Raw genomic sequence first — 22781 nt, 5'->3', positions numbered from 1 at the left:
TCGACCCCGCAGGTCACCCCGAGGCGCGGCGCCCGCGCGACTGCTCCCAGCACTCCGCGACGAAGTCGACGGCCTCGCGGTCGAGGCGCTCGGGCCGCGCCCGCCACTCGAGGAGCCCCCGCGCCGCCACGAACCGGGCGTCCGGCAGCTCCTCGGCGAGCATCGACGCGTCGGCGGCGGGGTGGATCGGGTCGCGCCGGTGCCCGACGACCAGCGCCGGCGCGGTGATCCGCCGGCGCCGGCTCGCGGGCGGGGCGATCCGGCCGAAGAACAGCCCGTGCATGGTCGCCGCCATCGCGGCCGGCTGCTGGTTGAGCGTGTCGAGCACGATGCCGGCCCAGAACGGCACCAGGCCGCGCGGGACGGCGCCGCTCAGCGCCCGCACCGCCGACACGCTCACCGGCACGAACCGGGCCAGGAACATCAGCGGCCCGAACGCGATCAGCCCGGCCTCGAGGGCGTTGTCGAGCACCGGCATCTCCAGCAGCAGCCCGCGCACCCGCTCGGGCGCGGCGTCCGCGACCTCGAGCGACACGTTGGCGCCGAGCGACGTACCGCCGATCACCGCCTCGTCGGCGCCGAGGTGGTCGAGCAGCGCGACGACCTGGGTGCCGAACGCCGTCATGGAGTACTCCCGCGGGTCCTCCGGCCGGTCGGACCGGCCGTGCCCCAGCAGGTCGAGCGTCACGACGTGGAAGCCCTCCGCCGCGATCGCGCGGGCCAGCGGCTGGTGCATCCGGCGCGGCATCAGCTGGCCGTGCAGGAGCACCACCCAGCGGTCGCCGGAGCCGTACTCGGTGTACTCCAGCCGGTCGTGGCCCAGGAAGAACTGGCCGACGCGTTCGGACACGAGGGTCGCCATGTCTCGGATGTTACTCGCCAGTCACCGGCCGGCAAACGAGATGCGCGCAACGACACGGCACTGCGAGGATCGCCCGCGTGACGACTGCGGACCCACTCCGGACGCTGGAGACCTACTACGACACCGCCCCGCGGGCCTCGGCGACGACCGAGGAGGTCGGGCCGTTCACGCTCTTCCTGCGGTCCGACCCGGACGGCTGGCCGTACTACGCCCGGCCGCGGCTCGGCCTCCCCGCCGAGAGCACCGTCACCGCGGACGACGTACGGCGGGTGCGGGAGCGGCAGCGCGAGGTCGCGGCCCCGGAGACGTTCGAGTGGGTGCACGAGACGACCCCGTCCCTGCTCGCCGCCGCCCTGACCGCCGGCCTGCACGTCGAGGAGTGCCCGTTGCTCGTGCTGGCCGAGCCGCGGCCGCCGTCCGGCCAGGAGACAGCCCGGGTCTCGGTGCTCGACGCGGACAGCGACCTGGTGCCGGGGGCCATCGCCGCGGTGAGTGCGGGGTTCGCCGGCACCGACGAGGTGGCGGTCCCGTCCGAGACCGCCGTCGCGCGGCGCCGCCGGATGGTCGCAGCCGGGCTCGTGACGCTCGCTGTCGCGCTCGACGCCGACGGCACCGTGGTCGGCGGCGGCTCGCACGGGCCGCGTGGCGACACCACCGAGCTCGCCGGCATCGCGGTCCTCCCCCGCGCCCGCAAGCGGGGCGTCGGCGAGGCGCTCACCCGCGCCCTCGTCGACGACGCCCGGCGCCGCGGGGTGGGCACGGTCTTCCTGTCCGCGCAGGACGACGCCGTGGCGCGGGTCTACGAGCGGGTCGGCTTCCGCCGCGTGGGTACGGCGTGCCTCGGCTCGCCGGGGGACGGCGCATGAGCGAAGTGTGGGTGCGGCTGGCCGGGCCCGACGACTGGGCCACCTGGCGCGACCTGCGGCTGCGCGCGCTGCAGGACTCGCCGAGCGCGTTCGGGTCGACGTACGCCCGCGAGGCCGCCTTCGACGAGACCGCCTGGCGCGACCGGCTGTCGCCCACCGAGCCGACCGACGTGGCCGTGCTCGCCTACCACGAGGCCGTCCCGGTCGGGATGGGCGGCGGCTTCGGCGACCTGCCCGGTTTCGTGCACGTCGTCGCGATGTGGACCGACCCGGCCCACCGCGGCCACGGCGTGGGCGCGGCCGTGCTCGGCGCGCTCGCGGCGTGGGCCGACGAGCGCGGCTTCCGGCTGCACCTCGACGTCAACACCGTCAACGACGGCGCGCGTGCGCTCTACGAGCGGTCCGGCTACATCGCGACCGGCGAGACGCGGCCGCTGCGGGAGGGTTCGGACGAACGGGTGGAACGGATGGTCCTCGCGGGGTGAGGATGGCGGCATGACCGAGCCGATCCGCGTCGTCCGGGCCTCCGACCTCGTCGACGCCGACCCCACGCCGGGCATGGTCCGGTTGCGGGCCTTCGAGCAGCCGCTGCTGTGGGCGGGCAAGGTCGAGACGGCGCCGGGCGCGATCTCCGGCTGGCACCACCACGACCTGAACCAGTCCAGCCTCTACGTCGTGTCCGGGATCCTGCGCCTGGAGTTCGAGGGCCACGACGGCTGGCTCGACGCCGGGCCGGGCGACTTCGTGCTCGTCCCGGCGTACACCGTGCACCGCGAGAGCAACCCGACCGACGAGGTGTCCGTCGCCGTGATCGCGCGGGCCGGTGGTGGCATCCCGACCGTCAACGTCGACGCGCCGCCCGGCCGCTGAGGTCGGCTGCGCCGAGCGGGAGCTCGGCCACCAGCCGCCACGGCTCGGCGGCAGTGGCGGCGTCGGTGGGGTCGGTCTCGCGCCCGGCCAGCACCGACACGTGGTCGACGGTGGTGCGGACCGGCAGCAGGGGCAGCACCGCCGCCTCGGCCGCGCGGAGGTCGTCCGGCGTGCCGAGCGGCGCGTGCCCGACGGTGAGGTGCGGGGTGACCTCGTCGTCGAAGGCGCCCTCGTAGGGCGGGTGGTCCGGGAACGCCGCCCAGACCGCGCGGGTCAGCGCGCGGAACGGCTCGGCGGGCTCCGGCTCGAGGAAGACGACGTCCTCGTCGAACCACGCCGTCCGCCGGAACTCGCACGGGAACGCCGGCACCGACGCCACCGCCGCGGCGAGCCGGACCAGGTCCTCCTCGGAGTGCCGGTCCGGCGGCAGCCACGGGAACAGCACGGTGACGTGCGCGCCGACGCCCCAGCCCGCCGAGCGGTCGAGCCGGGACCGCTGCGCCCCGACGGCGGCGTCGGCCTCGGGAACGAGGACGACGACGCCGCAGCGCAGCGCGCCCGTCACGCCCGGTTGACGGCGGAGATCACGGCCTTGAGCGAGGCGGTGACGATGTTGGCGTCGACGCCGACGCCCCAGACGATCTGGTCGCCGACGGTGCACTCGACGTAGGCCGCGGCGAGCGCGTCGCCGCCCGAGGACAGCGCGTGCTCGTGGTAGTCGAGGACGCGCACGTCGGTGCGGTTCTCGAACACGGCGTTGCCCTTCGCCACCTCGTCGGCCGCGAGCCCGTTGACCGCGTCGACGAAGGCCGCGATCGGGCCGTTGCCGGCGCCGTCGAGCGTGCGGATCTCACCGTCGACGTACACGTTGACGGTGAGCGCGTCCTTCTCCCCCGCCGCCGACGACGTGTGCACCGAGTTGAGCTCGAGCGGCGTCTCGCGGTCGAGGTACTCCGCCTTGAAGGCCTCCCAGATCGCCTCGGGCGTCATCTCGCCGCCCTCGTCGTCGGTGTGCCGCTGCACCGCGCGGCTGAACTCGATCTGGAGGCGGCGCGGCAGGTCGAGCTTGTGGTCGGCCTTGAGGATGTAGGCGACGCCGCCCTTGCCGGACTGGCTGTTGACCCGGATGACCGCCTCGTAGGTGCGACCGACGTCCTTCGGGTCGATCGGGAGGTACGGCGCCTCCCACGGCATCTCCCCGACGGGGCGGCCGGACTCGGCGGCGACCTGGTCGAGCGCCTCGAGCCCCTTCTTGATGGCGTCCTGGTGGGAGCCGGAGAAGGCCGTGTAGACCAGGTCGCCCGCGTAGGGGTGGCGCGGGTGGACCGGCAGCTGCGTGCAGTACTCGACCGTGCGACGGATCTCGTCGATGTCGGAGAAGTCGATCTGCGGGTCGACGCCCTGGCTGAAGAGGTTCATGCCCAGCGTGACCAGGCAGACGTTGCCGGTGCGCTCGCCGTGGCCGAACAGGCAGCCCTCGACGCGGTCGGCGCCGGCCATCATCGCCAGCTCGGTCGCCGCGACCGCCGTACCGCGGTCGTTGTGCGGGTGCAGGGACACGACGGTGTGCTCGCGGCGGGTGAGCTGGCGGGAGAACCACTCGATCTGGTCGGCGTACACGTTGGGCGTCGCCATCTCGACGGTCGCCGGCAGGTTGAGGATGATCTCGCGGCCATCGGCGGGCTGCCAGACGTCGGAGACCGCCTCGCACACGTCGACCGAAAACGGCAGCTCGGTGCCGGTGAAGATCTCCGGGCTGTACTCGTAGCCGATCACCGTCTTGTCGAGGTAGGAGTCGCTGAACTTCATCACCATCTCGGTGCCGCGCACCGCGATGTTGCGGATCTCGTCCTTGCCCGCGTGGAAGACGACGCGGCGGAACAGCGGGGCCAGCGCGTTGTAGAGGTGGATGTTGGCGCGCGGGATGCCGATCAGCGACTGCACGCTGCGCTCGATCAGGTCCTCACGGGCCTGGGTCAGCACCGAGATCGTGACGTCGTCGGGGATCTTGTCCTGCTCGATGAGCTGGCGGACGAAGTTGAAGTCGGTCTCGGACGCCGACGGGAAGCCGACCTCGATCTCCTTGTAGCCCATCCGGACGAGGAGCTCGAACATCGCCATCTTGCGCGCCGGCGACATCGGGTCGATCAGCGCCTGGTTGCCGTCGCGCAGGTCGGTCGACAGCCAGCGCGGCGCGTGGGTGATCGTGTTGCCCGGCCAGGTGCGGTCGGGCAGGTCGACCGGCGGGAACGCGCGGTAGCGGTGGTGCGGCATGCCGCCCGGCTTCTGGTGGTGGCCGGCGGCGTAGAGCGGGGTGCTGCCAGGGGTGGTCATGGGGTCCTCGTCAGGTCAGCGGTGGGCGCCGGGCTGCAGGCACGTGCCGAACTCCGCAACGAGGGGTCCGGCTGGGTCAGACCTCGCTGCGGCAGCCAAGGAGGAGGAGGCGCGCGCTCATGACCCGACCACCATAGACGAGGATGGCGGCATGCGCATCGATGCGGTCGACCCGCGAGACCTGGACCTCGACACGGCGGACGAGCTCGCCGAGCTGCGCCGTTCCTGCCTCGTCGGCGTCGATGTCGCCGCCTACACCGGACCCGCCCTGCTGCTCGACATCGTGGAGGGCAGCGGCGAGCCCGAGGACCAGGTCGTGCTGCTCGCCCGCGAAGACGACCGTCTCGTCGGCTGGGCCCGGGCGACCGAGCCGCGCCGCGAGTACACCGACAGCCTCTTCCTCCAGGGCTGCGTCGCGCCCGACCACCAGGGCCGGGGCGTCGGCCGCGCCCTCCTCGACGCGCTCACCGCCGGGACGACCCGCACCCGGCTCCGCACCCGGGCCTGGGAGGGCACGCCGGGCCGACCGGCGCTCACCGCCTGGGGCTTCACCGCGTCGCACACGTCCGCCGTACGGCGGCTGGACCTCGACGCTCCCGACCCGGGCTGGTCGTCGATGCGGCGCGAGGCCGACGCGGCGGCGGACGGCTACGAGCTCGTCCGCCGGGTCGGCCCGACCCCCGAGGCGGACCTGCAAGAGATGGTGGTGCTGCGCGAGGCGATCAACGACGCCCCCGACGCGCTGGAGTTCGAGAGCTACCCGACCGACCGGATCGCGGCCTACGAGCAGGCGCTCACGCGACGCCGGCAGACGCAGTACACCGTCGTCGCCCGGCACCGCGGCACGGGCGAGCCCGCGGGGCTGTCGATGGTGTGCGTCGACGAGTTCGACCCGTCGACCGCGCACCAGGAGGACACCTCGGTGGTGCGTGCGCACCGCGGCCACCGGCTCGGGCTGCTGCTCAAGCTCGACATGATCGCGTGGCTTCGACACGAGCGGCCCGAGGTGACCGGCGTCGAGACGTGGAACGACTCCACCAACCACCACATGATCGCGGTCAACGAGCGGCTCGGGATGCGCGAGGTCGCGCGGAGCACGGTCTTCAAGCGGGAGCGCTGATGGCCACCCTGCTCGTCGTGCACCACTCCCCCACGCGCGGCGTCACGGCACTGACCGACGCCGTGCTGGACGGCGCCCACGACGACGCGATCGCCGGCGTCGACGTGGTCGTGCGGCCGGCACTGGAGGCGACCGCGGACGACGTGCTGGGGGCGGACGGCTACGTCCTCGGCACGACCGCCAACTTCGGCTACATGAGCGGCGCGCTCAAGCACTTCTTCGACTCCACGTTCCTCCGGGTCGGCGGCGCCCTGTCCGACGACGGGTCGGCCGGGGACGGTTCCTCCGACGAGGCGGCGACCACCCGCGGCCGGCCGTGGGGGCTCTACGTCCACGGCCGCTACGACACCGAGGGCGCCGTGCGGGCCGTGCGGTCGATCGTGGGGGCGCTGGGCTGGCGCCAGTCGGCCGAGGTGCTCAGCGTGCTCGGCGACGTCGGTGAGGAGCACCTCGCGGCGGCGTACGAGCTCGGCGGTACCATCGCCGCACTCGTGTCCCCCGACCACACCTGAGGTTCGTTCTTGCTCTCCCGCGTGCCGCTGCTGCTGGCGCTGCTCGTCCTCGGGGGATGCGCGGCGCTGCCCGCGCTCGGCGGCAGCGAGGAACCGGTCTCGACCCGCCCGCCGGAGGTGGGCCAGTGCCGGCTGCTCGAGCCCGACGACGTGCTGGCCGCGAGCAACGCGTCGCCTCCGGTCGACTGCGCCCGGAAGCACACCGCGGAGACGTTCGCCGTGGGTGAGTTCCCCGACGACGTCTCGTCCGCCGAGGGCGACATCGACGACCCGGCGCTCGGCGCGCACGTGTTCGACGCGTGCGAGAAGCAGTTCCGGCGCTTCCTGGGCGGCGACGAGAGCCTGGTCATGCGGTCGACGGTGACCTGGGCCTGGTTCCGGCCGAGCCAGGAGGCGTGGGACGGCGGCGCCCGCTGGTGGCGCTGCGACGTGGTCGGCGGCGGCGAGGAGTCGACGTCGCTGGTGACGCTGCCGAGGACCGCCGAGGGCATCCTGCTCGGCGACCCCGAGGACAAGTGGCTGGTCTGCGTCGACGGGCCCACGGTCGCCGACTCGGTGAAGATCCCCTGCAGCGAGAAGCACACCTGGCGCGCGGTGACCACGATCGTCCTCGGCGAGAACGACGAGGACTACCCGGGCGACCGGGTCGTCGCCGCCCGCACCCGCGACTACTGCTCCGACTCGGTCGGCGCCTGGATGAACTACCCCGTCGACTACGACTTCGGCTACACGTGGTTCCACGAAGCGGAGTGGAAGGCCGGCAACCGCCGCTCGATCTGCTGGGCGAAGACGGGCGAATGAGCCGGCTCCGCACGTTCCTCGCCGCGGCGGCGAGCGCGGTCCTCGTCGCCGGCTGCACCGCGGATGGCGGGGGCGGCGACGCGAGCGACGGCGAGCCGCCCGGAGCGTCCGGCTCCCCCGGCACCACGGCGGCGGAGGGCGCCGGCACCGAGCAGGCCGAGGCCACGCCCCCGCCGGCGCCGAAGGCCAAGGCTTGCTACCGCTACGCGTTCCGGGAGCTCGGCCGGACCAGCAACGACGCCGAGCCGGTGCCCTGCACCGGGCGGCACGACGCGCAGACCGTCCATGTCGGGCGGCTAGACCTCGTCGTCGACGGGCACCGGCTCGCGGTGGACGCCGAGCGGGTGCGCGCGCAGATGGCCCGCACCTGCCCGCGCCGGATGGCGGCGTACGTCGGCGGCACCCCGGAGCACCGTTCGCTCAGCCGGTTCGCCGTGGTGTGGTTCGCACCGACGCCGGAGCAGGCAGAGCAGGGCGCCGACTGGTTCCGCTGCGACCTGGTCGCGATCGCCGCCCGGGACACGTTGCACCCGCTGCCGCCCCGGCCGCGCGTCGCCGGCGTGCTGGACCGCGCCGCCGGGCCGGCGACGTACGGGCTGTGCGGGACCGCCGAGCCCGGTACCCGCGGGTTCGAGCGGGTGATCTGCGACCGGCGGCACTCGTGGCGGGCGATCGCGACGATCCCGCTGGCCGGCGGGAAGCGGTACCCCGGGACCGCCCGGGTGCGCGACGCCGGCGACGAGAGCTGCCGCGACCGCGCCGCGGGCGCGGCCGACGACCCGCTGTCGTTCGAGTACGGCTGGGAGTGGCCGACCCGGGAGCAGTGGGACCAGGGCCAGCGCTACGGCTTCTGCTGGGCGCCGGACTGACCGGTGGCTGTCCTCGGCTGACCGCCGACTTGTCGGTGCGCTCCGGCAGGATGAGCGCATGGGAGTGATGGACGAGGCCGAGCGGTTCGAGCCAGGGGCGCTCGCCGAGTGGACCGCATGGCTCGCCGCCCACCACGCCGACACCCGCGGCGTGTGGCTGGTGACGCCGCGCCGCGCGGCAGACCAGGCGTTCGACTACGAGGCGTCGGTCTGCGAGGCGCTGCGCTACGGCTGGATCGACGCGACCGTGCGCACGCTCGACGACGACCGGGCGATGCAGTGGTTCTCCCCGCGCCGCAAGGGCAGCGTGTGGGCACGCACCAACAAGGTGCGCATCGAACGCCTCGAGCGCGAGGGGCTGATGGAGGCGCCGGGACGGGCCGTCATCGAGGCCGCCAAGGCCGACGGCACCTGGACGCTGTACGACGACGTCGAGGACCTCGTGGTCCCGCCGGACCTGGCGGCCGCGTTCGTGGCGCACCCCGGGTCGCGCGAGCAGTGGGACGCGTTCTCGGCATCGGCCCGCAAGATGATGCTCGCCTGGGTCGTCACCGCCAAGCAGGAGGCCACCCGCGCGAAGCGGGTCGGACTGATCGCCGAGAAGGCCGCGGTCGGCGAGAAGGCGCACCCCTGACGGCTCGCTGACGGCACGCCGACGGCCGGCGTCAGACGACGCAGAGCTCGTTGCCCTCCGGGTCGGCGAGCACGACGTGGTCGAGCCGGTCGCCGTCGTGGTGCTCGGCCAGCACCCGCCCGCCCGCCGCGACCAGCCGGTCGACGTGGCTGCGGATCCGCTCGACCCGCACGGCCTGGTCGAGATCGCGGCCGCCACCCACCTGGAGGTCGAGGTGCAGCCGGTTCTTGACCGTCTTGCCCTCGGGCACCCTGAGGAACGAGATGTCCGGCAGCACGCCGTCGGGGTCCGTGAGCGCGGCGGCGTCGCCCCACTCCTCCTCCGGCACGTGCATGTCGCGCAGCCACTGCTCCCAGGAGTCCCAGCCGCGCGGCGCGGGCCGGTCGACGTACCCGAGAGCCTCCTTCCAGAACGCCGCCACGACGTTCGCGTCCTGGCAGTCGACGGTCAGCGTCCAGCGGGTCACCACGGGCCGAGCCTCTCATCCGCCGCGTGCCCCTCACCCCCGCGGCCACCCGTTCTGTCTGTACAAAAGCGGACATGTCTGCCTAGCCTCGAACGATGCGCACCCACGCCCGCTGGACCGCTGCCGCCCTCTCCGTGCTCGCCGCCGTCACCGTCCTGCCGGGCGCCGCGCCGAGCGCCACGGCCGACCACGCCAACCCGCCGGGCCCGGTCAACGCGCAGTCGACGTTCAAGTGGGGACACCCGCTGTGGCAGGACGACTACGAGACGGGCCGCAAGCCGCGGAAGTACCACGTCGAGGGCCCCGGCCTCGTCCAGCACCAGTTCGGCATGCTCACGCTGAACACCGCCGACGAGGGCACCGTGACCGCGACCAGCACCAGGTCCGGGGCGTCGACCGGCCGCTGGGAGATCCGGCTCCGCTCGCGCCGCTACTCCACGAGCTTCGCCGACTACAAGGTCCGCACCGAGCTCGTCCCCGCCGGCGACCGCGACGAGCGCTGCGGCGCGCTGAACGTCGGCCTGCAGGGCTACCAGTTCGGCGACACCAGCGCGAACCTCTGGATCCGCAACCTGCCCAACCGCGAGTTCACCGCCTCGAAGGCGCTGAACCTCGCCGACAACCAGTGGCACACGTTCGCCGTCGAGGTCCGGCCCAAGCGCATCTCCTGGTTCGTCGACGCACACGTGATCCGCACGGAGCGCCGCCCCGAGGCGCTCTCCGGCGTCCCCTTCACGGTCCGCTACAGCATGGTCGCCGAGCCCGGAGTCCGGATGAACCGCAGCCGCATGCAGATGGACTGGCTGCGCTACTTCACGCTCGACCGCAAGAACGCCAAGTCCACCGACGCGCCCCCCACCGACGCCGGGGTCTACGCCTCCGCCTGCTGAAGACGCCGCTGTTCAGAGGGCGACCAGCCCGTCGGCGTGCTCGACGAGGGCGAAGCCGCTCGGCGGGAACCACCGCGGTACGTCGCGCCGCACCGTGGCCGGGCCGTCGAACGACACCCGTTCGGCGCGCAGGGCGTCCGCCCAGCTGCGGGCGCCGCGCCACACGTCGGTGAGGTCGCGCAGGCTCGAGGTGACCACGACGTCGACGTCGTGACCCGGGTCGGTGTCGCAGACGTCGACCTCCTCCGGCGGCATGATCACCAGCCACCAGCGCCCGGCCGGCCCGCGCAGCTCCGGGAACCGGAAGTGCACCACGGTCCGGCCGCGCGGCACGGCGGCGTGGTCGACGTTGCGGTGCATGTCCCACAGCAGCAGCTTGGGGTCCAGGTCGACGTCCCCGAGCTCGCCGATCCACCGCGCACCCCACGTGCCGACGGCCTCGACGACGGGCCGCAGCTCCTGCCCGGCCGGGGTGAGCACGTAGCGCACGTCCTTGCCGTCCACGACCTTGTCGACGACGCCGGCCCGGACGAGCTGGTGCAGCCGCTTCGACAGCAGCGACGGCGACATCCGCGGCAGCCCGCGCCGCAGGTCGTTGAAGTGCTCGCTGCCCAGGACGAGCTCGCGGACCAGCAACATGGTCCAGCGCTCGTCGAGGAGCTCCATGGCCTTGGCCACGGGGCAGAACTGCCCGTACGTCGTCCCCATTCCGGGAGGTTAGGCCCGCCGTACCGAGACCGCCACGGGGCAAGCCGGGCCAAACCGGACGGGCCGGTTCGGCCGGTACAGATGTCGTACTAGGCGACCCCCTGGCGGCTCCCTACCGTCGAAGCACGAAGCATCCGTGGGGGAACGACGAAGGAGAAGGACATGACGGCGACGACGACGTCATCCGCGGGGGCCGAGCTCAAGGCGAAGCACCGGGCGATGTGGGCGTTCGGGGACTACCCGAGCGTGGCCGACGAGGTGATCCCGTCCCTCGGGCCGGTGCTCGTCGAGGCGTGTGGGGTGCGCGCCGGGCACAAGGTGCTCGACGTGGCCGCCGGCTCCGGCAACGCGGCGATCCCGGCCGCCCGGCTCGGCGCCGACGTGGTGGCGAGCGACCTCACCCCGGAGCTGCTCGAGCGGGGCAAGGCGGACGCCGAGGCGCAGGGGGTGTCCCTGGCGTGGCGCGAGGCCGACGCCGAGGCGCTGCCGTTCGACGACGACGCGTTCGACACGACGATGTCGGTCGTGGGCGTGATGTTCGCGCCGCACCACCAGGAGAGCGCTGACGAGCTCGTCCGGGTGACGAAGCCGGGAGGCACGATCGGGCTGGTGAGCTGGACGCCGGAGGGCTTCATCGGGCAGATGTTCGCGACGATGAAGCCGTACGTCGCCCCGCCCCCGGCCGGCGTCTCGCCGCCCCCGCTGTGGGGCAAGGAGGAGCACGTCCGGGAACTGCTCGGCGACCGCGTCGACGACGTGGTGGCCGAGCGGCGGATGCTGACCGTCGACCGCTTCGGCTCGCCCGAGGAGTTCCGGGACTTCTTCAAGGCGACGTACGGCCCGACGATCGCGGCGTACAAGCAGATCGCCGACCAGCCCGAGAAGGTCGCCTCGCTCGACACTGAGCTCGCCGACCTGTCGCGCCGGGCGTTCGAGGCGAGTGAAGGCTCCGACGCGGCCGGCACGATGCAGTGGGAGTACCTCCTGCTGACCTGCCGCGTCCGCTGACAACGCCGCTAGGACGAGTGGCGCTCGAGGAGGCGGACGGCCACGGTGTCGCCCGCCTCCTTGCCGATCTTCCGCCGCACATCGGCCTTCACCGGCAGCTTGTGGGTGCCGTCGCCCATCGCCATGAACGACGAACGGAACGGCTCGCCGTCGATGGTGCCGCTGACCTTGACCAGGCCGCGGGTGCCGAAGTACTCCGCCGAGCGGGGCCAGACGACGTACGTCCAGCCGCCCTTCGCTTCGCTCTTCTGCATGGTCGCGTCGAACTGCTCGTCCATGACGGGTCCTCTCCTGGTCGTCGTTCACCAGGGTGGACCAGCGAGGCGCCCGGAAGTCACCGGTGGGCTGGACCTCAGAACCCGAGCCGGCGCAGCTGCTTGGGGTCGCGCTGCCAGTCCTTGGCGATCTTGACGTGCAGGTCGAGGTACACCGGCGTGCCGAGCATCGCCTCGATGCCCTTGCGGGCGTCGGTGCCGACCTGACGCAGGCGACTGCCCTTGTGTCCGATGACGATGCCCTTCTGCGACGACCGCTCGACGAAGACGTTGGCGTGGATGTCGAGCAGCGGCTTGTCCTCGGGCCGGCCCTCGCGCAGCCCCATCTCCTCGACGACGACGGCGATGGAGTGCGGCAGCTCGTCGCGCACGCCCTCGAGCGCGGCCTCGCGGATCAGCTCGGCGACGATCGCCTCCTCGGGCGCGTCGGTGAGCTCGCCGTCGGGGTAGAGCGGCGGCCCCTCGGGCAGCCGGGCGACCAGCAGGTCGGCGAGCAGCGCGACCTGGTCGCCGGACTTCGCCGAGACCGGGACGATCTCGGCCCAGTCGGTGCCGGTCTCCTCCCCCAGCGCCTGGATGTCGAGCAGGTGCTGGCCGAGCCGGTCGGGCTCGACGAGGTCGGTCTTGGTGGCGACCGCGATCTTGGTGGTACGGCGGACCTTGGCGAGCTCGTTGACGATGAACCGGTCGCCCGGCCCGACCTTCTCGTCGGCGGGGAAGCACACCGCGACGACGTCGACCTCGGCCCAGGTGGTGGTGACCAGGTCGTTGAGCCGCTCGCCGAGCAGCGTCCGCGGTCGGTGCAGGCCGGGGGTGTCGACGAGCACGAGCTGCGCGTCGGGCCGGTGCACGATGCCGCGCACCACGGTCCGCGTGGTCTGCGGGCGCGAGGAGGTGATCGCGACCTTGGTGCCGACGAGCGCGTTGGTCAGGGTCGACTTGCCGGCGTTGGGCCGGCCGACGAACGACGCGAAGCCGCTGCGGAACCCGGGCTGATCGGTCTCGGTCACCCCGCGATTCTGCCTGGTGCGCCGGTTGCTACGACAGCCAGGTGGGGCGCAGCGGGAACCCGGAGCGGCCCTGGTCGTCGGTCCGCACGCCGAGCACCTGGTGCAGCTGGATCTCGTTGCGCTCGAACGCGAGGCGCGAGCCCGCCATGTAGAGGCCCCAGACCTTCGCGGTGCCGGTGCCGACCTCGTCGACGCAGGCGTCCCAGTTGGCCTCGAGGTTCTCGCACCAGCCCTTGAGCGTCAGCGCGTAGTGCTCGCGGAGGTTCTCCTCGTGGCGCACCTCGATGGCGTTGTCCTGCATCACCGTGATGATCCGGCCGGAGCCGGTGAGCTCGCCGTCGGGGAAGACGTAGCGGTCGATGAACGCCCCGGTGTCGCGGAACTGGTTGTCGGCGCGGGTGATGCAGTGGTTGAGGATCCGGCCGCCCGGCACGAGCTTGCCGCGCAGGAAGGAGAAGTACGACGGGTAGTTGCGCACGCCGATGTGCTCGGTGAGGCCGATGGAGCTGACCGCGTCGAAGTCCGTCTCGGTGATCTCGCGGTAGTCGCCGTGGCGCACCTCGGCGAGGTCCTCGAGGCCCTCGCGGCGCACGGCCTCCTGTCCCCACGTGGCCTGCTCCCGGGAGAGCGTCACGCCGATGACCTGGACGCCGTACTCCCGGGCGGCGTGCCGCACCATGCCGCCCCAGCCGCAGCCGACGTCGAGCAGCCGCATCCCCGGCTTGAGGTCGAGCTTGCGGGCGACGAGGTCGTACTTGTTGGCCTGCGCCTCCTCCAGCGTCGCGGTCTCGGACGGGAAGCACGCGCAGGTGTAGGTCATCGAGGGGCCGAGGACCATCTCGTAGAACCGGTTGGAGACGTCGTAGTGGTGGTGGATCGCGCCGGCGTCGCGGGTGCGCGAGTGGCGGAAGCCCTCGACCAGCCGGCGCCAGCGCGGCAGCGACTCCTGCGGCGGCGGCTCCGGCGGCAGGAAGTGGCTCAGCCCGAGGCCGCGCGCGAGCCGCATCGCCTCCGAGGGCGAGGGCACCTTGAACCTCAGGTTGTTCTGCAGGTAGACGAGCGCGTCGTAGGGGTTGCCCGGGTGCACACCCTCGATGACCAGGTCGCCGCGGACGTAGGCGCGCGCCATGCCGAGGTCGCCGGGGGCGGTGAGCAGGTAGGACAGGCCGCGCTCGTTGCGCAGCGCGAGGTGGATCGGGGCGTCCTCGGGACCGGCGGCGCTGCCGTCGTAGGCCGAGAACCGGAAGGGCAGGCCCTGGGGCATGATCCGCTCGACGGCCTCGCCGATGGTCACCGAGGGAGTGGAGGACGAGGTCGTGCGGTTGAGGGTGCTGGTCATCGACGTTCCACTGCTTTCTCGTAGAGGTCGGTCAGCCGACCGTCGGGGTCGGTCTGCTTGCGGACGGTGCGCGCGAAGTCCTGGTCGTAGAGCCGGTCGAACGTCGCGCGGTCGTAGTAGGCGTCGGAGTACAGGGACTTGTGGCCGCCGAGCTCGGTGACCTTGGCCTCGACGGCGCGGTTGCGGTCGCCGTCGCGGGCGCCGGGCCGGATCGGGACGGTGCCCCAGAAGCCGACGTTGACGTAGGTGGCGCCGGGACGGAGCGGGTACGACGGCCAGTCGCGCGTGCTGCGCAGCGGGCACAGCCACACGGGACGCATCTCGACCTCGTCGTCGAACCAGGTGAGGAACTCGGTGAGCCGCTCGGCGGGCACCTCGACGTCCTGGATGACGCGCTCGCGGTCGGGCAGGCCCTTGCGGCGGTCGAGACGGGCCTTGACGTGGTAGCGGTTCTCGAGCCCGACGATCTTGTGGAACACGTCGCTGCGCCGGTAGCGCCGCGGCCACAGCCGCCGCACCCGCGGGTCGTGCAGCCCGAAGGCGCCCGAGCACCAGAACCAGTCGGTGTCCCAGCGCCAGAGGTAGTCGTACATCGTCAGCCGGTCCCGGCCGCCCGCGGGCGAGCCGCTGCCGAGGCGCTGCACCGAGCGGAAGTAGGGCTCCATGCCGGTGTAGTCGCTGGCCCGGCTCCGGGACTCGGCGCCGGTGAACCGCGCCAGCGTCAGGTAGGCCTCGCCGGGAGCGAACACGACGCCGTCCAGGCCGTCGACCCGCTCGCCGTCGTGGCTGCGGGTCTCGCAGATCTCGGCGATCAGGCGGGACATCGCGTCGAAGTCGCTGAACGGCAGGTGCCGCAGCTCGACGTGCGACGGCACCGGCTCCAACCCGATGCGCAGCCGGGTGGCGTAGCCGAGCGAGCCGTAGGAGTTCGGGAACGCGTCGAACAGGTCGTCGCCGGGCCGCACCGTGCGGATCTCACCGTCGCCGCAGAGCACGTCCATCTCCAGGACAGACTCGTGCGGCAGGCCGTTGCGGAAGGACGTCGACTCGATGCCGAGCCCGGTGACGGCGCCGCCCAGGGTGATCGTGCGCAGCTGCGGCACGACGTACGGGATGAAGCCGCGCGGCAACGTGACGTCGACGAGCCGTTCGTAGGTGCACATGCCCTGGACGTCGGCGGTCCGCGCCTGCGCGTCGACCTCGATCACGCCCCCGAGGCCGCTGACGTCGAGGCCTGGCGCGGTCGCGCTCGCGCGCGCCCGGAACAGGTTGGAAGTGCGCTTGGCCAGCCGCACGGGCGCGCCCGACGGCACGGCGTCGTACGACGCCCGCAGCCGCCGCACCGCGTCGGCGTGCCGGTCCCTACCCACCGGATCTGCCACGTCTCGCAATGTACCGCGCACGGATCAAGCATTTCTGCGACAACCGTCACAGGTGACCCGGGTGCACTACCGACGTCGGTAGTCCGGGAGTGACCCAGGGGTCACGGTCGGGCTATCGATATCGGTATCAACCGCTCAGGACCGCACCGAGGCGACGATCGTGCCGTCGGGCGCCGCCAGGTGCACGGGGACACCGTGGCCGCCGAAGTCGCGCACGACCGACAGGTCGGCCTCGTCGAGGACGGCGGCGTCGCCGAGCACGACGACCGCCTCGAGACCGCGCGAGCCGGACGCGACCGCCATCGCGACGGCCACCTGGGCGGCGGTGAGCCGCAGGGTCGGCAGGTCGACGGTGGCGCCGGCGTAGGTGCGCCCGTCGCCGTCGCGCAGGCAGGCGCCCTCGGCGGCGCGGGTGCGCGCACGCGTGGTGCGGGCGAGCGTGACGAGCTTGTGGTCCTCGGGGTCAGTGAGCTCGTTCGGCACGTTCGTCGGCATGGGAGTCAGGGTAGGACTCGTCGCCGTGGCGCTCCGGCTCGGCCTCCAGCCGGGTGACCAGCACGGTGCCGATGCGGTTGCGGCGGCCGGCGGGCCCCTCGGCCTCGAAGCGCAGCCCGTGCAGCTCGACGACGGAGCCCGCGATCGGTACCCGGCCGAGGTGCTTGGCGAGCAGGCCGCCGACGGTGTCGACGTCGTCGTCCTCCACCGCGACGCCGCAGACGTGCTCGAGGTCGTCGACGGCGAAGCGCGAGCTGACCCGGGTGCTGCCGTTGGCGAGGTGCTCGACGTCGGTCTGCTCGACGTCGTACTCGTCGGTGATCTCGCCGACGATCTCCTCCAGCACGTCCTCGATCGTGACCAGGCCCGCGGTGCCGCCGTACTCGTCGACGACGACGGCGACGTGCTTGCGCTCGGTCTGCATGTCGCGGAGCAGGCCGTCGATGGGCTTGGAGTCGGGGACGTACATGACCGGACGCATCACCGACTCGACCCGCTCGGTCTGCTCGGCCTCGTGGCGGTCGAACACCCGCCGGGTGAGGTCCTTGAGGTAGGCGAAGCCGACGATGTCGTCGAGGTTCTCGCCGACGACGGGGATGCGGGAGTAGCCGCTGCGCAGCGCGAGCGAGATGGCCTGGCGCAGCGTCTTGTTGCGCTCGATGAACACCACGTCGGTGCGCGGCACCATCACCTCGCGGACGATCGTGTCGCCGAGCTCGAAGACCGAGTGGATCATCTGCCGCTCGCCGGACTCGATCACCGACGACGCCTCGGCGAGGTCGACGAGCTCGCGCAGCTCGGCCTCGGTCGAGAACGGCCCCTCGGAGAAGCCGCGGCCCGGAGTGATCGCGTTGCCGACGAGGATCAGCAGCCGCGGCACCGGCCCGAGCACCTTGGTGAACGCCAGCAGCGGACCGGCGGAGATCAGCGCGACGCGCTCGGCGTGCTGGCGGCCGACGGTGCGCGGCGAGACGCCGATGACCACGAACGACACCACCAGCGAGATGCCGATCGCGGCGAGCATCGCGAGCCAGCGGCGGTCGCCGACCTCGGGACCGGTCTCGGCGCTGCCGCCGACGATGATCAGGTCGAGCGAGACGACGGTGACCATGACGATCGCGGCGATCTCGCACAGCATCCGCAGGAACAGCGCGGTGTTGAGGTAGCGGGGCGGGTCCTCGACGATCCTGAGCAGCCGGGCGGCACCCGGCCGGCCGTCGTGGGCGATCTGCTCCGCGCGGGCCTTGGAGAACGACGACAGCGCGGCGTCGGCGCTGCTGAACGCGCCCGCGACGACGATCAATATGACCGCGAGGACGAGCATCCAGACGTCGATGCTGCTCATCGGGTCGTCACCACGCTCAGACCGGCTCGTCGCCGGCGAGGACCTCGCCGCGACGCGCACCCTGCCACTCGGCGAGCAGCCGGGCCTGGAGGCCGAACATCTCGCGGTGCTCCTCGGGCTCGGCGTGGTCGTAGCCGAGGAGGTGCAGGATGCCGTGGGTGGTGAGCAGGTCGACCTCGTCGGCGGTGGCGTGACCCGCGGCCTTCGCCTGCTTCTCCGCGACGGAGTGGCACAGCACCAGGTCGCCGAGCACGCCCTCCTCGGGCTCCTCGTTGACCAGGCCGGGCCGCAGCTCGTCCATCGGGAAGGCCAGCACGTCGGTGGGGCCTTCCTTCTCCATCCACTTCTCGTTGAGCTCGGCGATGGTGTCCTCGTCGACGAGCTTGATGCACAGCTCGGCCTGCGGGTGGACACGCATGCGGTCGATGACGAAGCGCGCGAGCCGGGACAGCTCCTTGACGTCGACGTCGGCGCCGGACTCGTTGAGGATCTCGATGCTCATGCCGGTCCCCCGCTCACCGGGTGGTGCGGGCGCGGTCGGGGCCCGGCTCGCGGCGCGCCTCGTAGTCGTCGTACGCCGCGACGATGTGCCCGACCAGGCGGTGTCGTACGACGTCGCTGCTGGTGAGCCGGTTGAACGAGATGTCCTTCACGTCGTCGAGGATGCCCTCCACGACGCGCAGGCCGCTCTTGATGCCGTTGGGCAGGTCGACCTGCGTGACGTCGCCGGTGACCACGATCTTGGAGCCGAAGCCGAGGCGGGTCAGGAACATCTTCATCTGCTCGGGCGAGGTGTTCTGCGCCTCGTCGAGGATGATGAACGCGTCGTTGAGCGTGCGGCCGCGCATGTAGGCCAGCGGCGCCACCTCGATCGTCCCGGCCGCCAGCAGCTTGGGGATCGTCTCCGGGTCGAGCATGTCGTGGAGGGCGTCGTACAGCGGTCGCAGGTAGGGGTCGATCTTCTCGCTCAGGGTGCCGGGCAGGAAGCCGAGCCGCTCCCCCGCCTCGACGGCGGGCCGGGTCAGGATGATCCGGTTGACGTTCTTGGACTGCAGCGCCTGCACGGCCTTGGCCATCGCGAGGTAGGTCTTGCCGGTGCCGGCGGGACCGATGCCGAAGACGATGGTGTGCTTGTCGATGGCGTCGACGTAGCGCTTCTGGTTGAGCGTCTTGGGCCGGATGGTGCGGCCGCGGTTGCTCAGGATGTTCATGCTGAGCACGTCGGCGGGACGCTCGGAGGTCTCCTGGCGGAGCATGCCGATCGCGCGCTCGACGGTCTCGGGGGTGATCCCCTGGCCGGTGCGGATGATCGTCACGAGCTCGTCGAGCAGCCGTTCGACGAGCGCCACCTCGGCGGGCTCGCCGCGCAGGGTGACCTGGTTGCCGCGGACGTGGACGTCGGCCTCGAACGCCTGCTCGATGAGGGCCAGGTGCTCGTCGCGGGGGCCGAGCAGGCTCACCATCGGGACGCTCGCCGGCACGACGATGATGTGCTGAGGAGTGTCGGTCTCTGTCATGGGGTGGCCGGTCCGGCCTGCCCTCCCTGGTCTCGCGGGCGATGTGTCCGTTCCATGCTACTCAGCACACCCCCAGGTGCGCTCCTGCGTTTGGCGGAACCGTCCCGCTCACGGCCGGGTGACCAGGAGCATGCCGAGGCACATCTCGTCGGTCGTGCCCTCGCCCCAGACGACGTACCGCTCCTCCTGGCCCTCGAACGCCGGCAGCACGTCGCGCAGCGCCTGGTCGTGCTCGCAGGTGACCCGGACGACGTCGCCGCGGCGTAGCGCGAGCGGGTCGACCGCCTGGGAGCCCTGGTTGTCGAAGTCCCAGACCGGGATGTCGAGCACCCGCTTCTCGCGGGGCGTGCCGGGGTTGACGTCGATGTGCATGCTCCTGCCGAGCAGGTGCATGTGCCCGGCGACGGCGCGGAGCGTCGCGGGACGGTCGATGGTGCGGTCGCAGTGCTGGACGGGACCGGGTGGCTCGGTGCCGCACAGCAGGTGCAGCGCGTTGGCGGCCTGGCCGGCCTGTCCGAAGCGCGCGATCACGTCCGCGACCGCCTTGTCACGGCTGCAGAGCTTGCCCGTCCTGCCGGGGCGGCAGGGCAGCTCGACCGGCGCAGGCAGCAGCACGGTCTGCAGCGGCTCGAGGTCGGCGTCGCCGGGCGCGAGCCGCAGCTGGGCCGAGGTCACGTCGGGGCCGGGGCCGGCCAGCAGGTTGTAGTGCACCTGCATGACGACCTGGGTGCCTGCCTCCAGCGGGATACCGAGGTCGTCGGCCATCACCCGTTCGCCGCCGCCGGGCGCCCAGGCGCCCAGCCAGGGCGCGTCGTCGAGGCCGTTGCCGCCGTCACCGCCGAGGCCGGTGCCGCCGAAGCAGGTCCAGCCCTGCCCCGTCTCGGCGGCGTCCGCGGCCTTGGCCTGCGCCACGACGTCGGGGGGCACCTTGAACAGGATCACGTGGTGCACGACGCGCTCGGTGCCGGGCAGCACGTCGAGGCCGGTGAGGTAGGCGTCCTGGCCGAGGTGCGGGTCGAGCAGGAAGCAGCGGTAGTCGTCGTTGCCGGTGCCGTTCGGGGCGGACGGGGTGTACGCCGCCGGCATGGCGAGCCGCGCGAACCGCTCGCCCGGGCGCAGCGGGGTGCGAGCCGCGGCGGCACCGTCGTGCTGCTCGTCGACGTGGGCGTCGAGGTCGCGGGCACCCTGTTTGGTCGCGAGCTGGCCGACCGCGTCGCGGACGCGGCTGTCCTTGGCGGCAGGCGCGTCGGAGCCGGCGCAGCCGGCCAGGAGCAGCAGCGAGACGGTCAGCGCCGCCACTGCCCCCGCCCCCGCCGGCCGCCGGGTCATCCCGGGGGCCAGGTCATCGTGCGCCCGCCGAGCACGTGCAGGTGGGCGTGGAACACCGTCTGGTGCGCCGACGCGCCGGTGTTGAACACCAGGCGGTAGCCGTCGTCGGCGATCCCGTCGGCCTTGGCCACGGCCGCGGCGGCGTCGACCAGGTCGACCAGCACGGTCGGCTCGGCGGCGGCGAGCGCTGCGGCGTCGGCGTGGTGGGCGCGCGGGACGACCAGCACGTGGGTGGGCGCCTGCGGCTCGATGTCGCGGAACGCCACGGTCGTGTCGCTCTCGTGCACGACGTCGGCCGGGATGTCGCCGGCGACGACCTTGCAGAACAGGCAGTCCGGGTCGGTCACGGGGTCGGCCTTCTCCGTCATGGACTCAGCGTAGGCGCGTGTCAACCGGATCGCGGGGCCGCGCGTGGAACTACCGTGAGGAACGCCCTGCTCCAGCGACCCCGGCCAGGGGGTGACATGTCCGGCCCCGACGCGGGCGACCGCGCCGACGCGCGTGCCTGGGACGCCGACGACGCCGTGGAGCAGCTGTACGCCGCGCACTACCGGCAGCTGGTCCGGCTCTCCGTCCTGCTCGTGCGCGACCCCGAGACGGCCGAGGAGGTGGTGCAGGACGCCTTCGTCGCGATGCACGGCCGCTGGCGGTCGCTGCGCGAGCCCGACAAGGCGCTCGCGTACCTGCGGCAGGCCGTCGTCAACCGCTCCCGCTCGGTGCTGCGTCGCCGGGTCGTGGCCGCGCGACACGTCCCGGAGCCGGTGCCGCCCCGGCCCGGTGCGGACGAGGACACCGTCGTGGCGGAACGCCGTACCCACGTGCTGGAGGCGCTTCGCGCGCTCCCGCAGCGACAGCGCGAGGTGGTGGCGCTGCGCTACTACCTCGACCTCTCGGAGGCCCAGATCGCCGACGCCCTCGGCATCAGCAACGGCGCGGTGAAGAGCCACGCCTCGCGCGCGGCAGCGGCGCTGCGCACCAGTCTCGGCCCCCTCCTCGACAGCACCCACGAGACGGAGGACCCGTCATGACTCCCGACCCCGACCTGACCCCCGGCGAGCAGGACCGGCTGCGTGCCCTGCTCGACGAGGCGACCGCCGACGTGCAGCCGCGCGACGGCCTCGACGACATCCAGTCCCGCACGAAGGTGAGCCCGATGTCTGCATCGTCGACCCGCCCCTGGTTCCTCGGTACGGCGGCCGCGGTGCTCGCCACCGCCGCCGTCATCACCGGCGTCGTCATGATGAACAACGGCACGACGCCGACCGCGGACCAGGGACCGGCCTCCGCCGGCCCGACGTCCGCCGCCGAGCCCGACACGACCACGAGCCCCGCGGAGCCCGACAGCGAGGAGCCGCCGGTCGCGGTCGAGGGAGCCGTGCCCGTCTACTACGTCGGCGACACCGGCCAGGGCCCGCGGCTCTACCGCGAGTTCCATCCCGGCATCGGCGGCGCCCCGCTCGACCAGGCCGTCACGGACGCGGTGAGCCGCACGCCGGACGACCCGGACTACCGCACGCCGTGGCCGGCCGGCACCCAGGTGCAGGCCGGCTTCGACGGCAACGGCAACGACGGGCAGATCCAGCTCGACCTGACCGGCGTGCCCGGTGAGCGGCCCGCCGGCATGTCGAAGGCCGACGCCGAGATGGCCGTGCAGCAGCTCGTGTGGACGGCGCAGGCCGCGACCCAGACCACGGCGCCCGTCGCGCTGCGGCTCGACGGCGGACCCGCCACGACGGTCCTGGGCGTGCCGACCGCCGAGCCGCTGGCCCGGGGCGCCGAGACGGACACGCTCGCCCAGGTCTGGATCATCGAACCGGCGCAGGGCGCGACGGTCGAGGACGGGTTCACCGTCTCCGGCGTCGGCGCGTTCTTCGAGGCCAACGTCGCGTGGGAGCTGTACCGCGGCGGCCTCGACGGCCCGGTCGTCGCCTCCAACGCCGACGACCCGGTGATGGCGAAGGAGTGCTGCACGATGGCGCCCTACGAGTTCACCGTCGACCTGCCCGACGACGCCGCGCCCGGCGAGTACACCCTGCGCGTGCACGACGAGGACATGTCGGGCGGCGAGGGCTTCGCCCCCTTCGAGGACACGAAGACCGTCACGCTCCGGTAGCCCGACGCGAGCCGGGGGGTCGTGGCCCCGGCTCGC

27 protein-coding genes are annotated in these 22781 nt (G+C 72.8%); 12 read left to right on the top strand and 15 right to left on the bottom strand.

The genetic code is table 11. The features are described 5' to 3' along the window. Positions 1-13: 13 nt before the first annotated feature. Positions 14-862 (bottom strand): alpha/beta fold hydrolase, encoded by an 849-nt coding sequence (locus tag ETU37_RS20245; protein WP_129989166.1) that lies wholly within the window; start codon positions 860-862, stop codon positions 14-16. Between the two features lie 77 nt (positions 863-939). Here ETU37_RS20245 and ETU37_RS20240 point away from each other — a divergent pair, with 77 nt between their 5' ends. From ETU37_RS20240 to ETU37_RS20230, 3 genes are read left to right on the top strand one after another with little or no spacing between them, the layout of a single operon-like run. Continuing rightward, a complete protein-coding gene (locus ETU37_RS20240; protein WP_129989165.1) occupies positions 940-1728 on the top strand; it encodes a GNAT family N-acetyltransferase in 789 nt (262 codons plus the stop codon). After that, on the top strand, positions 1725-2213 hold the full coding sequence (locus ETU37_RS20235) for a GNAT family N-acetyltransferase (RefSeq protein WP_129989164.1): 489 nt from the start codon (positions 1725-1727) through the stop codon (positions 2211-2213). Before ETU37_RS20240 ends, ETU37_RS20235 begins: the two co-directional genes overlap by 4 nt. 10 nt (positions 2214-2223) lie before the next feature. Continuing rightward, positions 2224-2598 (top strand): cupin domain-containing protein, encoded by a 375-nt coding sequence (locus ETU37_RS20230; protein WP_129989163.1) that lies wholly within the window; start codon positions 2224-2226, stop codon positions 2596-2598. Here ETU37_RS20230 and ETU37_RS20225 read toward each other — a convergent pair. After that, positions 2570-3163, bottom strand: coding sequence for a 2'-5' RNA ligase family protein (locus ETU37_RS20225; protein ID WP_206054081.1), 594 nt, complete (start codon positions 3161-3163; stop codon positions 2570-2572). The genes ETU37_RS20230 and ETU37_RS20225 overlap by 29 nt on opposite strands. Next, positions 3160-4932 (bottom strand): 2-isopropylmalate synthase, encoded by a 1773-nt coding sequence (gene leuA / locus ETU37_RS20220; RefSeq protein WP_129989162.1) that lies wholly within the window; start codon positions 4930-4932, stop codon positions 3160-3162. The genes ETU37_RS20225 and leuA overlap by 4 nt, the downstream gene beginning before the upstream one ends. A gap of 151 nt (positions 4933-5083) precedes the next feature. On the opposite strand from leuA, the gene ETU37_RS20215 reads away from it, so the two are divergent. From ETU37_RS20215 to ETU37_RS20195, 5 genes are read left to right on the top strand one after another with little or no spacing between them, the layout of a single operon-like run. Continuing rightward, a complete protein-coding gene (locus tag ETU37_RS20215) occupies positions 5084-6052 on the top strand; it encodes a GNAT family N-acetyltransferase (RefSeq protein WP_165372615.1) in 969 nt (322 codons plus the stop codon). After that, on the top strand, positions 6052-6564 hold the full coding sequence (locus ETU37_RS20210; RefSeq protein WP_129989160.1) for a flavodoxin family protein: 513 nt from the start codon (positions 6052-6054) through the stop codon (positions 6562-6564). Before ETU37_RS20215 ends, ETU37_RS20210 begins: the two co-directional genes overlap by 1 nt. 9 nt (positions 6565-6573) lie before the next feature. Continuing rightward, positions 6574-7365 (top strand): septum formation family protein, encoded by a 792-nt coding sequence (locus ETU37_RS20205; RefSeq protein ID WP_129989159.1) that lies wholly within the window; start codon positions 6574-6576, stop codon positions 7363-7365. Continuing rightward, positions 7362-8234, top strand: coding sequence for a septum formation family protein (locus ETU37_RS20200; RefSeq protein ID WP_129989158.1), 873 nt, complete (start codon positions 7362-7364; stop codon positions 8232-8234). Before ETU37_RS20205 ends, ETU37_RS20200 begins: the two co-directional genes overlap by 4 nt. A 58-nt stretch (positions 8235-8292) precedes the next feature. Further along, positions 8293-8868 carry a YdeI/OmpD-associated family protein gene (locus tag ETU37_RS20195; protein WP_129989157.1) on the top strand — a complete coding sequence of 192 codons (576 nt, stop codon included), beginning with the start codon at positions 8293-8295 and terminating at the stop codon, positions 8866-8868. A 31-nt stretch (positions 8869-8899) separates the two neighbouring features. Here ETU37_RS20195 and ETU37_RS20190 read toward each other — a convergent pair whose 3' ends face one another. Beyond that, on the bottom strand, positions 8900-9337 hold the full coding sequence (locus ETU37_RS20190; RefSeq protein ID WP_129989156.1) for a VOC family protein: 438 nt from the start codon (positions 9335-9337) through the stop codon (positions 8900-8902). A 92-nt stretch (positions 9338-9429) separates the two neighbouring features. Here ETU37_RS20190 and ETU37_RS20185 point away from each other — a divergent pair, with 92 nt between their 5' ends. Then, entirely contained in the window at positions 9430-10224 is a 795-nt protein-coding gene (locus tag ETU37_RS20185; RefSeq protein WP_129989155.1) for a family 16 glycosylhydrolase, read from the top strand. Between the two features lie 12 nt (positions 10225-10236). Here ETU37_RS20185 and ETU37_RS20180 read toward each other — a convergent pair whose 3' ends face one another. Next, a complete protein-coding gene (locus ETU37_RS20180) occupies positions 10237-10932 on the bottom strand; it encodes a winged helix-turn-helix transcriptional regulator (RefSeq protein ID WP_129989154.1) in 696 nt (231 codons plus the stop codon). Between the two features lie 162 nt (positions 10933-11094). On the opposite strand from ETU37_RS20180, the gene ETU37_RS20175 reads away from it, so the two are divergent. After that, entirely contained in the window at positions 11095-11940 is an 846-nt protein-coding gene (locus tag ETU37_RS20175; RefSeq protein ID WP_129989153.1) for a class I SAM-dependent methyltransferase, read from the top strand. A gap of 8 nt (positions 11941-11948) precedes the next feature. Here ETU37_RS20175 and ETU37_RS20170 read toward each other — a convergent pair whose 3' ends face one another. From ETU37_RS20170 to ETU37_RS20125, 10 genes are all read right to left on the bottom strand, one after another. After that, positions 11949-12218, bottom strand: a complete 270-nt coding sequence (locus ETU37_RS20170; RefSeq protein ID WP_129989152.1) for a DUF1905 domain-containing protein — start codon at positions 12216-12218, stop codon at positions 11949-11951. A 74-nt stretch (positions 12219-12292) separates the two neighbouring features. Continuing rightward, the gene (gene era / locus ETU37_RS20165) at positions 12293-13225 is read right to left on the bottom strand and encodes a GTPase Era (protein ID WP_129989151.1); all 933 of its coding nucleotides are present in this window, start codon (positions 13223-13225) and stop codon (positions 12293-12295) included. A 28-nt stretch (positions 13226-13253) separates the two neighbouring features. After that, the gene (locus ETU37_RS20160) at positions 13254-14564 is read right to left on the bottom strand and encodes an SAM-dependent methyltransferase (protein WP_129989150.1); all 1311 of its coding nucleotides are present in this window, start codon (positions 14562-14564) and stop codon (positions 13254-13256) included. Continuing rightward, positions 14561-15946 carry an FAD-binding oxidoreductase gene (locus ETU37_RS20155; protein ID WP_206054080.1) on the bottom strand — a complete coding sequence of 462 codons (1386 nt, stop codon included), beginning with the start codon at positions 15944-15946 and terminating at the stop codon, positions 14561-14563. Before ETU37_RS20155 ends, ETU37_RS20160 begins: the two co-directional genes overlap by 4 nt. Positions 15947-16081: 135 nt before the next feature. Continuing rightward, a complete protein-coding gene (locus ETU37_RS20150; RefSeq protein ID WP_129989149.1) occupies positions 16082-16441 on the bottom strand; it encodes a cytidine deaminase in 360 nt (119 codons plus the stop codon). Next, positions 16410-17786 carry a hemolysin family protein gene (locus ETU37_RS20145; protein ID WP_129989148.1) on the bottom strand — a complete coding sequence of 459 codons (1377 nt, stop codon included), beginning with the start codon at positions 17784-17786 and terminating at the stop codon, positions 16410-16412. The genes ETU37_RS20150 and ETU37_RS20145 overlap by 32 nt, the downstream gene beginning before the upstream one ends. 16 nt (positions 17787-17802) lie before the next feature. Next, positions 17803-18288 carry an rRNA maturation RNase YbeY gene (gene ybeY, locus ETU37_RS20140; protein WP_129989147.1) on the bottom strand — a complete coding sequence of 162 codons (486 nt, stop codon included), beginning with the start codon at positions 18286-18288 and terminating at the stop codon, positions 17803-17805. 13 nt (positions 18289-18301) lie between these two features. Then, on the bottom strand, positions 18302-19303 hold the full coding sequence (locus ETU37_RS20135; RefSeq protein ID WP_129989146.1) for a PhoH family protein: 1002 nt from the start codon (positions 19301-19303) through the stop codon (positions 18302-18304). Between the two features lie 108 nt (positions 19304-19411). Next, positions 19412-20602 (bottom strand): hypothetical protein, encoded by a 1191-nt coding sequence (locus tag ETU37_RS20130; RefSeq protein WP_129989145.1) that lies wholly within the window; start codon positions 20600-20602, stop codon positions 19412-19414. 26 nt (positions 20603-20628) lie between these two features. Beyond that, positions 20629-21000, bottom strand: a complete 372-nt coding sequence (locus ETU37_RS20125) for an HIT domain-containing protein (protein ID WP_129989144.1) — start codon at positions 20998-21000, stop codon at positions 20629-20631. Between the two features lie 96 nt (positions 21001-21096). Here ETU37_RS20125 and ETU37_RS20120 point away from each other — a divergent pair, with 96 nt between their 5' ends. After that, complete coding sequence (locus ETU37_RS20120) at positions 21097-21660, top strand: SigE family RNA polymerase sigma factor (RefSeq protein WP_129989143.1); 564 nt, start codon at positions 21097-21099, stop codon at positions 21658-21660. After that, positions 21657-22745, top strand: coding sequence for a Gmad2 immunoglobulin-like domain-containing protein (locus ETU37_RS20115; protein WP_129989142.1), 1089 nt, complete (start codon positions 21657-21659; stop codon positions 22743-22745). Before ETU37_RS20120 ends, ETU37_RS20115 begins: the two co-directional genes overlap by 4 nt. Positions 22746-22781: the final 36 nt, after the last annotated feature.

The sequence above is a fragment of the Nocardioides iriomotensis genome, from assembly GCF_004168035.1.
Lineage (GTDB): Bacteria > Actinomycetota > Actinomycetes > Propionibacteriales > Nocardioidaceae > Nocardioides_B > Nocardioides_B iriomotensis.
Note: the sequence above shows the minus strand (reverse complement) of the source record. Positions and strands in the feature narration are given on the sequence as shown.

What these genes read in the sequence shown, in the direction of transcription:
- ETU37_RS20135 (WP_129989146.1), bottom strand. Translation starts at nt 19,303, where the DNA reads ATGACAGAGACCGACACTCCTCAGCACATCATCGTCGTGCCGGCGAGC.
- ETU37_RS20200 (WP_129989158.1), top strand. Translation starts at nt 7,362, where the DNA reads ATGAGCCGGCTCCGCACGTTCCTCGCCGCGGCGGCGAGCGCGGTCCTC.
- ETU37_RS20180 (WP_129989154.1), bottom strand. Translation starts at nt 10,932, where the DNA reads ATGGGGACGACGTACGGGCAGTTCTGCCCCGTGGCCAAGGCCATGGAG.
- ETU37_RS20230 (WP_129989163.1), top strand. Translation starts at nt 2,224, where the DNA reads ATGACCGAGCCGATCCGCGTCGTCCGGGCCTCCGACCTCGTCGACGCC.
- ybeY (WP_129989147.1), bottom strand. Translation starts at nt 18,288, where the DNA reads ATGAGCATCGAGATCCTCAACGAGTCCGGCGCCGACGTCGACGTCAAG.
- ETU37_RS20115 (WP_129989142.1), top strand. Translation starts at nt 21,657, where the DNA reads ATGACTCCCGACCCCGACCTGACCCCCGGCGAGCAGGACCGGCTGCGT.
- ETU37_RS20215 (WP_165372615.1), top strand. Translation starts at nt 5,084, where the DNA reads ATGCGCATCGATGCGGTCGACCCGCGAGACCTGGACCTCGACACGGCG.
- ETU37_RS20235 (WP_129989164.1), top strand. Translation starts at nt 1,725, where the DNA reads ATGAGCGAAGTGTGGGTGCGGCTGGCCGGGCCCGACGACTGGGCCACC.
- ETU37_RS20245 (WP_129989166.1), bottom strand. Translation starts at nt 862, where the DNA reads ATGGCGACCCTCGTGTCCGAACGCGTCGGCCAGTTCTTCCTGGGCCAC.
- ETU37_RS20120 (WP_129989143.1), top strand. Translation starts at nt 21,097, where the DNA reads ATGTCCGGCCCCGACGCGGGCGACCGCGCCGACGCGCGTGCCTGGGAC.
- ETU37_RS20150 (WP_129989149.1), bottom strand. Translation starts at nt 16,441, where the DNA reads ATGCCGACGAACGTGCCGAACGAGCTCACTGACCCCGAGGACCACAAG.
- leuA (WP_129989162.1), bottom strand. Translation starts at nt 4,932, where the DNA reads ATGACCACCCCTGGCAGCACCCCGCTCTACGCCGCCGGCCACCACCAG.
- ETU37_RS20125 (WP_129989144.1), bottom strand. Translation starts at nt 21,000, where the DNA reads ATGACGGAGAAGGCCGACCCCGTGACCGACCCGGACTGCCTGTTCTGC.
- ETU37_RS20145 (WP_129989148.1), bottom strand. Translation starts at nt 17,786, where the DNA reads ATGAGCAGCATCGACGTCTGGATGCTCGTCCTCGCGGTCATATTGATC.
- ETU37_RS20175 (WP_129989153.1), top strand. Translation starts at nt 11,095, where the DNA reads ATGACGGCGACGACGACGTCATCCGCGGGGGCCGAGCTCAAGGCGAAG.
- ETU37_RS20210 (WP_129989160.1), top strand. Translation starts at nt 6,052, where the DNA reads ATGGCCACCCTGCTCGTCGTGCACCACTCCCCCACGCGCGGCGTCACG.
- ETU37_RS20185 (WP_129989155.1), top strand. Translation starts at nt 9,430, where the DNA reads ATGCGCACCCACGCCCGCTGGACCGCTGCCGCCCTCTCCGTGCTCGCC.
- ETU37_RS20195 (WP_129989157.1), top strand. Translation starts at nt 8,293, where the DNA reads ATGGGAGTGATGGACGAGGCCGAGCGGTTCGAGCCAGGGGCGCTCGCC.
- ETU37_RS20160 (WP_129989150.1), bottom strand. Translation starts at nt 14,564, where the DNA reads ATGACCAGCACCCTCAACCGCACGACCTCGTCCTCCACTCCCTCGGTG.
- ETU37_RS20170 (WP_129989152.1), bottom strand. Translation starts at nt 12,218, where the DNA reads ATGGACGAGCAGTTCGACGCGACCATGCAGAAGAGCGAAGCGAAGGGC.